Below are 12283 nucleotides of genomic sequence, written 5' to 3'. Positions count from 1 at the left end.
CCCATGGCCATCACCGCACGGCCGGTACGCACCGGCTGGTTCACATCGACCAGATCGAACAATGGCAACCAATGCGTCGAGGTCCGGTTCGATGGTGATGCGGTGCTCATCCGTGACAGCAAATATCGCCGCGACCCGGCAAACCGCCATGCCGAAGAGCCCGTCATCACCGTCACCGCAGCCGAATGGACCGCGTTCCTCGACGCGGTACGCATCCGCGGGCGATCGGATGGCGAATTGAGCGCGCACCCCGCCGCCGACGGCCACACCACACTGCGCCATGGCGAAGTCACGCTCACCTACACACCGGAGGAGTGGGACGCCTTCCTGCTGGGCGCGCACGACGGCGAATTCGATCGTGTCGTCTTGCCCGCCTGACTTCCCATAGGACTCGCACGCTCCGCGCGTTCCCCACATCGACGTGGGCGAACAGACCAGGAAAGACGGTTCGAGGTCGTCGCGCACGGCCGACGCACGCGCTTGTCGGCATACTGGACACCGTGACTTCCGAACTGACCCGTCCTTCCGGTATCGATCTGTCCTACCTCGACGAGGACGTGCGGGTGCAGGACGACTTGTTCGCGCACGTCAACGGCAAATGGCTGGCAGACCACCAGATCCCCGCCGACCGGGCCGTGGACGGCGCCTTCCGCGCGCTGTACGACCAGGCGGAGCTGGACGTGCAGGCAATCATCCAGAATGCCGCGGCGAGCGACGCCGAACCGGGCAGCGAGACCCGCAAGATCGGTGACCTCTACTCCAGCTTCATGGACACCGACGCGGTGGCCGCCGCCGGGCTCGCGCCGATCGCCGCCGAACTCGCCGCGATCGCGGAGGTCGGCGACAAGGGTACTTTCGCTTCGCTGCTCGGCCGGTTGCAGCGCACCGGCGTCGGGGGCGCCGTCGCCGTTTTCGTCGACACCGACGACAAGGACTCCAACCGCTATCTGGCGCACGCCACCCAGTCCGGCATCGGCCTGCCCGACGAGTCGTACTACCGGCAGGACGAGTTCGCCGAGATCCGCGCGAAGTACATCGCGCACATCGACCGCATGTTCGCCCTGGCCGCCGCCGACCCGCAGGTCGCCGGACTGCTCCCGGAAGAACTCGACACCGTCGGCGCACGGGTCTTCGAGCTGGAGCGGAAACTGGCGGCCGGGCACTGGGATGTGGTGCGCCGCAGGGACGCCGAACTCAGGTACAACCTGACCACCTTCGACGCGCTGGCCGCGGACAACCCCGAGTTCGACTGGTCCGCGTGGACGGCCGCGCTGGCCGAGGGCGTCGACACGGCAGGAGCCGAGCTGTTCGCCGAGGTGGTGGTCCGCCAGCCGGACTACCTGCGCGCGTTCGCGCGGCTGTGGGCCGACGAGCCGCTCGCCGACTGGCAGGCGTGGGCGGCTTGGCGGGTGCTCCGCGCGCGGGCGCCGTATTTGACCGACGCGGTGGTCGAGGAGAACTTCGACTTCTACGGCCGCACGCTCACCGGCGCGGAGGAGAACCGGGAGCGCTGGAAGCGCGGCGTCGGGCTGGTGCAAGACCTGCTCGGCGAGGCGGTCGGCAAGATCTATGTGGCCGAACATTTCCCGCCGCAGGCCAAGGCCCGCATGGTCGAGCTGGTGGCCAATCTGCAGGAGGCCTACCGCCGCAATATCGCCGAGCTGGAGTGGATGGGCCAGGGCACCCGGATCGCCGCGCTGGCGAAGCTGGAGAAGTTCACCCCGAAGATCGGCTATCCGGACAAGTGGCGGGACTACTCGGGCGTGGTGATCGATCCGGCCGATCTGGTCGGCAACTACCGCAGGGGCTACGCGGCCGAACACGATCGGGATCTGAACAAGCTCGGCGGTCCGGTCGACCGCGACGAATGGTTCATGACCCCGCAGACGGTGAACGCCTACTACAACCCGGGCATGAACGAGATCGTCTTCCCGGCCGCCATCCTCCAGCCGCCGTTCTTCGACATGAATGCCGACGACGCGGCCAACTACGGCGGCATCGGCGCGGTGATCGGTCACGAGATCGGGCACGGCTTCGACGACCAAGGCGCGAAGTACGACGGCGACGGCAACATGGTGGATTGGTGGACCGACGAGGACCGGGCCGAATTCGGTGAGCGGACGCGAGCGCTGATCGAGCAGTACGACGTGCTCTCCCCCAAGGACCTGCCGGACGAGCACACGGTGAACGGGCAGTTCACCATCGGCGAGAACATCGGCGACCTCGGCGGTCTGTCCATCGCGCTGCAGGCGTACAAGATCTCGCTGGGCGATGCCGCGGCGCCGGAGATCGACGGGCTCACCGGCCTGCAACGGGTGTTCTACGGGTGGGCGCAGGTGTGGCGCACGAAAGCACGGATGGAGGAGGCGATCCGCCGCCTCGCCACCGACCCGCACTCGCCGGCGGAGTTCCGCTGCAATGCGGTGGTGCGCAATATCGACAGCTTCCATGAGGCGTTCGATGTCAAACCCGGCGACGCGCTGTACCTGGAACCCTCTGAGCGCGTGAAAATCTGGTAGTTCCTCGAGCCGAGGCGGTCCGACTGGACCGTCTCGGCCGCGCGAGTGGTCAGCGCAGGCGGTCCTCCGTCCCCGCGTCGAAGAAGAAGACGTCCTCCGGTCTGGGCCGAAGATACAACCGGTCACCGAGCCGCACCTGGAAGCGGCGGTCGACGCGCGCGACGACCTTCCCGGAGCGGCTGTTCCAGTCCTCGGCGATGCCGTGGCTGTAGACGAACGACTCCGCGCCGAGTTCTTCCAGCAGTTCGGCGTCCACCGCCAGGCCGTCGGCGGGCTCCGCGGTGACCTCCCAGGACTCGGGCCGTACCCCGACTACCACCCGGGCGCGAGATCTCGCGGCGGGCGGCAGCGGTATTCGTAGGTCGCCGAGCACCGCCGCGCCGTCGCGCACCGGCGCTTCCAGCAGGTTCATGCCCGGTGAGCCGATGAATCCCGCCACGAAGGTATTCACCGGATCGTCGTAGAGCACGCGCGGCGCGGCGATCTGCTGCAACTTGCCTTCGCGCAGCACCGCCACCCGATCACCCATGGTCATCGCCTCTACTTGGTCGTGGGTGACGTACACCGTGGTGGTGCCGAGGCGTTTCTGCAAGGCCGCGATCTGCGAGCGCGTGCTCACCCGCAGTTTCGCGTCCAGGTTCGACAGAGGCTCGTCCATGCAGAAGACCTGGGGACGCCGAACGATGGCCCGCCCCATGGCGACGCGCTGCCGCTGCCCGCCGGACAGCCGGGCGGGCTTGCGGTCGAGCAGGTGCTCGAGCTCGAGCATCTTCGCCGCCTCGCGGACGCGCACCAGCGTGTCGGCCTTGTTCACGCCCGCGTTGCGCAGGGCGAAGCCCATGTTCTGCGCAACGGTCATATTGGGATACAGCGCGTAGCTCTGGAACACCATCGCCACGTCCCGTGCCCGCGGCGGCAATCCGGTGACGTCCTTGCCGCCGATCAGGATGCGCCCTTGGGCAACGGATTCCAGGCCCGCGAGCATGCGCAGACTGGTCGACTTGCCGCATCCCGACGGACCGACGAGCACGACGAACTCACCGTCGGCGATGTCGAGTTCGAGCTGGTCGACGGCAGGCGTCTGCGCGCCGGGATACCGGTGCGTGACGCCTTCGAACTGCACGGTGGCCATGCTTGTCGGTCTCCTCGGGACGAGCGCTACTTCGGCAGCTTCGGCGTGATCTGCCGATCGATGATCGCTTGCAGCTGACTGGTGACGTTCGCGAACGTGGCGGCCACGTCGGCGTTCTGCAGACCGATCTGCTCCAAGCCGGTGCCGATGATCTGGTCGCCGCCCGGTACGAACACCCGGGCGTAGTCCTGCGACTTGGTCAAGGGCAGCTGATCGATCGCGACTTTCGAGTTGGGGTTCTTCGCGAGGAAGTCCTGCTCGCTCTGGTCGTTCACGGCCGACTTGCGCACCGGCATGTAGCCCGTGCCCTGCGAGAAGTACGCGGTGTTCTGCGCGTTGGTGACGAACTCGATGAACTTCAGCGCGTTCACCTTTCGCTCGTCGGAGATGCGCGCCGGAATCGCCAGGCCCGCACCGCCGGTGGTGACGCCGGGTCCGTTCGGATGCGGGAGGAAGGCGGTGCCGAAAGTCAGCTTGCCCTCGGCGTTCTTCTGGATGCCGCGCAGGTCGCCGGTCGAGGCGATGGTGGAGGCGATCACGCCGGTGCCGAAGTCCACCGCGATCTGCGGCTTGATGCCCGCGTACCTCTTGGCGTTGATCATGTTGCGCAGGAACGTGCCCGCCGCGATGGTGCCGGGGTCGTTGAACTTCAGCGTCCACTTGTCCGAGTACGCGCCGCCGAAGGTCCAGTTCGGGCCCTGGAAGGTCCAGGCGAGATAGTTCTTGGCGTCACCCCAGCCGTGCGCGAGCTTGCCCTCGCCGACGACCTCCTGCAGCTTCGGGCCCCACTCGTCGAACTCCTGCCAGCTCTGCGGGCCGCGGTCGGGCAGGCCGGCCCGGTTCCATACGTCCTTGTTGTAGTAGAACAGCGGGGTCGAGCGGGCGTAGGGCAGTGCGTAGTGCTTGCCGTTGAACTGGTAGTCGGCGACCAGGGAGTCGACGTAGTCGTCCAGCCGCACGCCCGCGTCGGCGAAGTGGCCGTCGAGCGGTTCGATGGTGCCGTTCAGCGCGTAGTTGAACCACCAGACGTCGGAGAGCACCACGATGTCCGGCAGATCCCCGCCCGACAGCGCCGCGTTGAACTTCTGCGACACCTCTTCGTAGTTCTTGCCCGCGTCGACCAGGTTCACCGTCAGGTCGGGGTACTTCTCGTGGAAGCGACGGATGAGTTCGGTCTCGAGCTCCTTCGAAGTGCCCGGGTGGTTGGACCAGAAGGTGAGCGTCTTGGCGTCGCCGGACTGTTTGCCGCCGCCTCCGGTGCCCGCGCACGCGGTCAGCGCCGCTCCCGCCGTGAGCGCGCCGGTCAGTCCGAGGAATCCGCGCCGGGTCAGCGCCGGGAACTGTGCAGTGGACACGTGGTTTCTCCTTGATCGGTTAACCCTTGACCGCACCGGAGGTGAGGCCTTTGATCATGTGGCGTTGCAGCACCAGGAAGACCACGAGGATCGGCAGCATGGTCAGCAGAGTTCCCGCCATGACCGGTCCCCAATTGGTGACGCTCGGGTTCTCGGTGTTCTGCAACAAGGTCAGGCCGACCGGCAAGGTGGCGACCGTCGTGTCGTCGGCCATCAGGAAGGGCCAGAGGTATTCATTCCATTCGTTGACCAGCGTCACGACCGCGAAGGCGACCATGGTCGGCCCGGACATCGGCAGCACCACCCTGGTGAGCAACCGCCACCAGTTCGCGCCGTCCATCCGCGCCGCCTCGATCACTTCCGAGGGCAGCGAGAGGAAGTGATTGCGCATGAGGAAGGTGCCGAAGGCGACGCCGCAGAGCGGAACGATGATGCCCTGGAAAGTGTTCCGCCAGCCGAGCTGAGCGATCAGCGCGTAGTTGGAGATCACCGTGATCTGGTTGGGCACCATCAGCGCCGCGATGATCACCAGGAATACCACCGTCTTGCCCGGAAAACGCAGGAACACCAAGCCGTACGCGCTGAATACGCCGAGCACGAACTTCACCGCGGAGACGACGCCGGTGATGATCAGCGAATTGCGCAGGAAGGTCCAGAACGGCAGCGTCGTGGTGGCCTCCCGGTAGTTCTCCGGGTGCCAGCTGTGCGGCCAGTACACGGCGGGCTGCACGTAGATGTCGGGCCTCGCCTTGAACGAGGTGATGAAGATCCAGAACAGCGGGACGCCGACGATGATCAGCACGCATGCCATCGCCGCGTAGCCGAGTAGAGTCACCGCCCGCTGCCTGCGCCGATAGGAAAGCGTCTGCACGCCCACGTCTTTCACTGCTGTCCCCGATCCATGACCCGCACCTGAACCAGCGTCACCACGAGCAGCACCAGGAACATGACGGTGGCCACGGTCGCGCCGTAGCCGGCCCGGAAATTGCGAAAGGACTCCTGGTAGACCTGGTAGACCATGGTCGTCGTGCCGGTGCCGAGCGGGCCGCCGCGGGTCATCACGTTGATGATGTCGAAGACCTGCAACGAATTCAGCAGCACCGTGATGGACAGGAAGAAGGTGGTCGGCCGCAACTGCGGCAGCAAGACCTTGGTGAACGTCGTCCAGGAGCTCGCGCCGTCGATCTGCGCGGCTTCCATCAGATCGGTCCGGATGCCTTGCAGCGCCGCCAGATAGATGACGAAGGTATAGCCGAGGTTCTTCCAGATGTAGGTCACCGTCACCATGAACAGCGCCCACCGCGGATTCTGGTAGAAGTCCGGCACGTCGTGCATGCCGAGCCGATGCAGTGCGTCCTGGATCAGGCCGAAGCTCGGATCGAAGATGAACTGGAAAGCTACGCCGATGGCGGCGCCGGAGATGACGAACGGCGCGAAGATCGCCGAGCGGACCACGTTGCGGCCGAACAGCTTCCGATCCAGCAGCAGCGCCAGCGCCAGTCCGAGCACCATGCTGCCCGCCACCGCCGCGAGGGTGAACACGACGGTGTTGGTGACGATGTCCCAGGAATCCGGCCTGCTCCACCATTCGCGGTAGTTGTCGAAACCGACGAATGTGGCGATCGGATCGGAGATGTTCCAATCGAACAGCGACAGCCGGATGTTGTCGATCAGCGGCCGGTAGACGAACAGCGCCAGGAGCGCGAGATTCGGCAGCACCAAGACCAGGAATAGGGCGTAGTCCCGCCAAGGACGGTGGCGCAGACCGCGTCCCGGCGGCTGCGGCAGTACTCGCTCCGGCCTGGTACGCACGGCGGTGACTCTACGGACCGGAGCAAACAGCCGGTTACGATCGCCCGCCGTCGCGCTGAACTTCTCGCGCACGGGCCAAGTAGAGCAAAAGCCGAACACTACGATCGGCTACTTCGAGCAATTGATCGTAATGTTCGGCTTCGCGCCGCTGCGGGGTTACCGCAACTTAGTTCCAGTCCCCCAGGCCGTCACTTGCGCTGAGCGTGCCGCCCTGGGTGTTCTGCACGATCACCGGGTCGCCGCGGCGCGCGTTCTCGAAGAACCACTTGGCGTCCTCGGTGCTGACGTTCAGGCAGCCGTGGCTGGCGTTGGAGACGCCCTGCTGGGCGACCGACCACGGCGCGGCGTGCACGAAGATGCCGCTGTTGGAGATGCGGGTCGCGTACTCGACCTCGAGCTTGTAGCCCTCGGGGTCGGTGACCGGAACGCCGTAGGTCGACGAGTCCATGGTCATCTTGCGCAGCTGCTCGCCGACGATGTAGGTGCCGTTCGGCGTCTCGTGCTTGGGCTTGCCCATCGAGGTGGGCATCTCCTTCACCACCTCGCCGTTGCGGGTGATGGTGATGGTGTGCGTCTCGTCGTCGGCGGTGGTCACGAAGGCGTCGCCGATGCGGAACGAGCTGGTGGTGCCGCCCGCCTGCACCTGCACGTCGGTGTTGTCCGGCCAGAACTCGTCCGGCCGCCAGCGCACCTGCTTGTCGCCGCGCCAGTAGAAGTGTCCCGGCGCTGACTTCGAGGCGGTGATCTTGATGGCCTTCTCGGCGGCGGCGTGATCGGCCACCGGTTCCTTGAAGGTGATGATGATCGGCTGCGCGACGCCGACGACCTCGCCGTCGGCGATGTTGATCGAGGGCGGAGCGAAGTTCGCCTGCGGCTCGGGCTCGGTGGCGGCGGCGGCCGAGCCGGTGCCGATCCCCGGAGGAAGCGGTTCGGCCTGAGCGGGCGCGACGAGCAGAACACCGGCTGCCGCGATCGCGGCCGACAGCAGGACGCCCTCGCGCATCCGGCGGGCTAGCCGCGCTCCCTTGCGGGGAGCAGGCGACGACCCGGTGTGCAAAGCGGCATGCATAGGTTTCTCGTCCATTCCATCTCTCGCGCGCACGCGAACGCGCGCGTAGCGAGATTTCTTCATTTCAGCGCGGAGCCAGAAGAGCGCCCCACTGGTATCGACGGCCCGACCCGTCGTCCATTCCTACCGTCCGGACGCGCGTCGTATCCACCCGCGTTTCAGATTGATGCAGCACCAGTGCTTGTTGTGGCATAGGTCACAAACGCTCTGATTGGGTATCGAAGCGGGCAAATGTGCCGGTCACGACGGATCGGACAACCTCGGAGCGCGGTCGCTCGATTCGCGAAAGACGGTTCACAGCAAACTTATTAGTGACGAAGCTCACTGACCACGTCGAACAAAATCGGGCGACGCGGACCGGTCGCGATATTGTGCGGCACCGAGAGCGGGACGCTTCCGCGCGCATACCGCGGGGCGAGCCACAGGCTTACCCGCGCCAGGATGGTGGCCAGCGCGATCCGCAACTCGTAGTCCGCGAGGGTCGCGCCGATGCAGCGCCGATGGCCGCCGCCGAACGGCGCGAACTCGAACGGCCGGTAGCGGCGGTCGACGAAGCGGGACGGGTCGAAGCGCCCCGGGTCGGTCCACACCTCGGGATCGGAGTGCAGCAATGGCACCGCTATCCCCATCGTCTCGCCCGGTGCGAGCGTGACGCCGCGCAGCGCGAACGGTTCGGTCAGCCGGCGCAGGACGATCGGTACCGGCGGGTGCAGCCGCAGGGTCTCCTGGCAGACGGCATCGAGGTAGGGCAGTGCGGCCAGCTCCGCCGGACCGGCCTCCCGACCGGCGTCGTCGAGCTCGCGCCGCAGGCGGGCCAGTGCCTCGGGTGCGCGGTGCAGCCGGAACAGTGCCCAGACCAGGGAGGTCGCGGTGGTCTCGTGCCCGGCAACCAGCATGGTCCGTATCTGCTCGCACAACTCGTCGTCGGCGTCGTCGGGATAAGCGGACAGCAACATGTCGAGTACGTCGGCGGATGGTGTGGCGGGATGCTGACGCCGGTGTGCGATGTCGGCTCGGATCAACCGATCCAGTCGCTCCCGTGCGGCGCGGAACCGGTCCCACGGCCCGTGCCCGTGCAGTCCGCGGCGCAGCGTGGGCAACAGCAGCAACGGCCCGGAGAACGCGGTGATGAAGTCCGCCACCGCGGTGGTGTACTCCGCTTGCCGCCGCGGGTCGCGTGCACCGAACACCACCGTCGTGATCACCCGGAGCGTGAGGGCTCGCGCCGCCGCCCGCGCATCGATACGCGTACCCGCCGCCCACTTCTGACCGCTCTCTCCGGCCAGCTCCCGTACGGTGGCTTCCTGGATCAACGCGCCGTACTCCCGTATCCGGGCACTGTGAAAGGCGGGGGTGAGCAGGGCGCGGTCGCGGCGATGGCGCTCGCCCGAAGCCAGGATCAGCGACGCGGCGCCGACCATCGGTTCGATCGGATTCGGACGCGGCGGCTCGGAGAACATCACCGGCGAGCGGAACAACTCGCGGGCGCCGGCGGCCGTCCCGGTGAACAGCACCGCGCCGAAGCCGGGAAATCGAACGTAGAACGGGTCGCCTTCCCGCGCCCTGCGCCAGCGGAAGTACCGATCGAAATCGCTGCCCGCGGCCAGGGCGTGCAGCACGGTCGCGCGCGGCGCACGCGGTCCCGCCCGGCAGGCACCCGCCTCGGTTCGTGGTGTGCTCACGTCCATACCGAGAAACACGAGGCCGCGACCGGAGCGGTTCGAAGCTAGCCCGCGGCCTGCTTGTGCTTGCGCACCGTGCCCTGCGCCGTCGCCGCCAGCCGCGCCAGCCTGGCGTCGCCGAGCGCGGTCACCATGCTGCCGAGCCCGTTGGTGACGAACGCGATCGACATGCGGAGATCCGGATCGGCGTACGCGCCGGACCCGCCGACGCCGTAATGGCCGAACGCGTGCCTCGGCTGCTGCTTGGACATCAGTACCGGGCGGTGGTAACCGAGTGTGAAATGAATCGGCACACCGAGTACGTAGTCCCGGCTCTGGGTGGGCTGCACCTGCCCGATCGTCTCGATCGTCCGCGGATCCAGGAACCGCACGGTCTGCTCGGCGCCGACCCCGGGCGGCTTCCGGTCCGCATTGGCTGCGTAGACCACGCCGCCGTTGGCCAACGCGCCGTACATACGCGCCAGTGCGCGCGCGGAGAACACGCCATTCCAGCCCGGCATCACCGCGTCGTGCACCCGGGGGTCGTGGACCAGTTCGTCGAAGCTTTCCGGCATGCCCGCCTCGGCCAGGCCGCGCACCGGCCGCACCCAGGACAGTACGGAGGAGGCGGTGTTCCAGCGGATTCCCGGCGGTCCGAGGTGGCGGTAGATCTTGGCGATCCGGTGCCGTTCGGATTCCGGGACGCGGAACCAGTACTCGTCCATGCCGAGCGGCTCGGCGATCTCGGTGCGCAACACCTCGGTGAACGGTGTGCCCGTCGCCCGTTGCACGAGTTCGGCGACCAGCCAGCCGAAGGTGATCGCGTGATAGCCAGAGGTACGGATGCGCCGGGGGTCCGCCGGACTCTCGGCCAGGGCGCGGACCACGGCGTCGTAGTGCAGGATGCCTTCGCGGCCGGGAACCAGGCCGCGCACCCGGTGCAAGCCGGCGCGGTGGCAGAGCACGTCACGGACGGTGATGTCGTCTTTACCGTGCGCGGCGAACTCCGGCCAGTACTCGGCCATCGGAATGTCGTAGTCGATCAGACCCCGTTCGGCCAGGCGGTGGACGACCGTCGAGGCCACGCCCTTACCCGTGGAGAAGGTCAGCGCGACGGTATCGCCGTTCCAGCGCCGCTCCTTGTCCGCCCAGCCTGCCCAGATATCGACCACCGGCTTGCCGTCGAGGTAGACCGCGAGCGCCCCGCCACCGCGCGCAGGCTGAGCGAACAGGCCGAAGAACTGATCTGCCAGCCGGATGAAACGCGGATCGACCAGCATTTCATGCGGTGCCGCCAGCTTTCCGCTGGCCGAATCGGCGGGTTCGAAGTCGTCCGCCGCCATTGCCGAAACCATGGGGTCACCTCCTGACCGCCGTTAGCTGGGCTGGTCAACCAGGGTAACCCGTTCCATGGGTGCGCCAGAGCCCAAAAGGCGTGGCGAGGCACGCGTCGCCGCTGTCGGCATTCCACGCGAAGGCCGCCGCGCCCAGACAGACGACCGTTTGTTCGGCGGTCTCCACCCCCGCTCGCGACCCTTCCAACGCGATCGAGATCGCGAACGTCCGCATGCCCGGTTCCGTGGTCGAGGTCATGGCGACGGCGTCCGGGCCGAGACCGAGCGCGACGGGGACCCCGCCCGCGCCCTCGCTCGCACCGACGCCTCCCGCAGCGCCGATCCCGATGGCCGTCGCGCCCGAGGTCGCGTTGGCGTAGCCCACACCGTCGATCCCGGTGGCACGGGCCTGGCCGTAGCTATCGGTCGCCGCGCGGCAGGCCGTCTCCCCATCGATGAGGGTGACATCGGTTCCGTGCTCGGATCGGCAGTGCACATCGGTGGCGGCAGCCATACCCGGAACGAAGAGGGAGCCTCCGATCGCGGCGGTGGAACACGCGATTGCGCTGATCAGCTTCACCGGGGACTCCTCTCGCACCAGAAAACCCACCATACCCAGAGCTCTTGGCGGCGGTTCGTTTCCGGCTCCGGCTCGACGTGCGCTCGGTCGATGGTGTATTCATGGCGTGGTATTTCAAGCGCAGCATGGCAACTTCGGATCACGGGGGCGTGAGTTCGCCGGCGTTACAGCTCGGGAGGACTGTACGTGTCTCGTCAACTGACCTGGGGTCGTCTCGCTTTCGCCGGATTGGCCGTCGCGGCCGGATTGTCGCTGGTCGGCTGCACTTCCACGATCAGCGGTACCGCCCAGCCTGCCGTGGACGGGACGATCGACGCGGTGTCGGTGACCAACACGCCGAAGCCGTCCTCGGGCAGGCCGACGCCGAGCACCAGCAAGCCGACGCCGAGCAAGCCGAGCGGAAACACCGATTTCGACGCGAGCATCGGCGACTGCGTGAAGCTCGGCGGCACCACCACCAACGCCACCATCGAGAAGGCGTCGTGCGGCAGCCGCGAGTCGAACTACAAGGTGATTGCGAAGGCGGCGAAGAGCTCGCAGTGCAGCAGCGACGCCGACAACTACTACGCCGAGACCGTCAACGGCATCGAGCAGGGCGCGCTGTGCCTGGACATCGACTGGGTGGTCGGCGGCTGCATGGACGTCGGCGGTGACGACCCCAAGCGCATCGACTGCACCGGTTCCTCCCCGGTGAAGGGCGTGAAGGTGGTCAAGCGCGTGGACAGCGCCGATGACGTGAACGTCTGCGGCAGCGGCACCGGATACGTCTACGACAAGCGTCGTTTCGTCATCTGCGTCCAGGAACTCTGACCCGGACTTCC

11 protein-coding genes are annotated in these 12283 nt (G+C 67.1%); 3 read left to right on the top strand and 8 right to left on the bottom strand.

The genetic code is table 11. The features are described from left to right. Positions 1 to 3: 3 nt before the first annotated feature. Positions 4 to 378, top strand: coding sequence for a DUF397 domain-containing protein (locus tag ACIHAX_RS31920; protein WP_355078848.1), 375 nt, complete (start codon positions 4 to 6; stop codon positions 376 to 378). 122 nt (positions 379 to 500) lie between these two features. Continuing rightward, positions 501 to 2519: a M13 family metallopeptidase gene (locus tag ACIHAX_RS31915; RefSeq protein ID WP_397281355.1), complete on the top strand. Its 2019-nt coding sequence runs from the start codon at positions 501 to 503 to the stop codon at positions 2517 to 2519. 49 nt (positions 2520 to 2568) lie between these two features. On the opposite strand, the gene ACIHAX_RS31910 is transcribed toward ACIHAX_RS31915, so the two are convergent. From ACIHAX_RS31910 to ACIHAX_RS31875, 8 genes are all read right to left on the bottom strand, one after another. After that, entirely contained in the window at positions 2569 to 3651 is a 1083-nt protein-coding gene (locus ACIHAX_RS31910) for an ABC transporter ATP-binding protein (protein WP_355078850.1), read from the bottom strand. A 26-nt stretch (positions 3652 to 3677) separates the two neighbouring features. Continuing rightward, entirely contained in the window at positions 3678 to 5006 is a 1329-nt protein-coding gene (locus ACIHAX_RS31905) for an ABC transporter substrate-binding protein (RefSeq protein WP_397281353.1), read from the bottom strand. A 19-nt stretch (positions 5007 to 5025) separates the two neighbouring features. Beyond that, on the bottom strand, positions 5026 to 5817 hold the full coding sequence (locus tag ACIHAX_RS31900) for a carbohydrate ABC transporter permease (RefSeq protein ID WP_364434517.1): 792 nt from the start codon (positions 5815 to 5817) through the stop codon (positions 5026 to 5028). 71 nt (positions 5818 to 5888) lie between these two features. Further along, positions 5889 to 6818, bottom strand: coding sequence for a carbohydrate ABC transporter permease (locus tag ACIHAX_RS31895; protein ID WP_397281351.1), 930 nt, complete (start codon positions 6816 to 6818; stop codon positions 5889 to 5891). Positions 6819 to 6984: 166 nt separating this feature from the next. Next, a complete protein-coding gene (locus ACIHAX_RS31890; protein ID WP_379249588.1) occupies positions 6985 to 7887 on the bottom strand; it encodes a L,D-transpeptidase in 903 nt (300 codons plus the stop codon). Between the two features lie 308 nt (positions 7888 to 8195). Beyond that, positions 8196 to 9569, bottom strand: coding sequence for a cytochrome P450 (locus ACIHAX_RS31885; protein WP_397281348.1), 1374 nt, complete (start codon positions 9567 to 9569; stop codon positions 8196 to 8198). 44 nt (positions 9570 to 9613) lie between these two features. Beyond that, positions 9614 to 10828: a serine hydrolase domain-containing protein gene (locus ACIHAX_RS31880; protein ID WP_355078973.1), complete on the bottom strand. Its 1215-nt coding sequence runs from the start codon at positions 10826 to 10828 to the stop codon at positions 9614 to 9616. 109 nt (positions 10829 to 10937) lie between these two features. After that, on the bottom strand, positions 10938 to 11462 hold the full coding sequence (locus ACIHAX_RS31875) for a DUF6764 family protein (protein ID WP_355078854.1): 525 nt from the start codon (positions 11460 to 11462) through the stop codon (positions 10938 to 10940). 186 nt (positions 11463 to 11648) lie between these two features. Here ACIHAX_RS31875 and ACIHAX_RS31870 point away from each other — a divergent pair, with 186 nt between their 5' ends. Beyond that, positions 11649 to 12272: a hypothetical protein gene (locus tag ACIHAX_RS31870; RefSeq protein WP_356963201.1), complete on the top strand. Its 624-nt coding sequence runs from the start codon at positions 11649 to 11651 to the stop codon at positions 12270 to 12272. Positions 12273 to 12283: the final 11 nt, after the last annotated feature.

This window comes from Nocardia sp. NPDC051929, from assembly GCF_044548645.1.
In the GTDB taxonomy this organism is placed as follows: Bacteria; Actinomycetota; Actinomycetes; order Mycobacteriales; family Mycobacteriaceae; genus Nocardia; species Nocardia sichangensis.
Note: the sequence above shows the minus strand (reverse complement) of the source record. Positions and strands in the feature narration are given on the sequence as shown.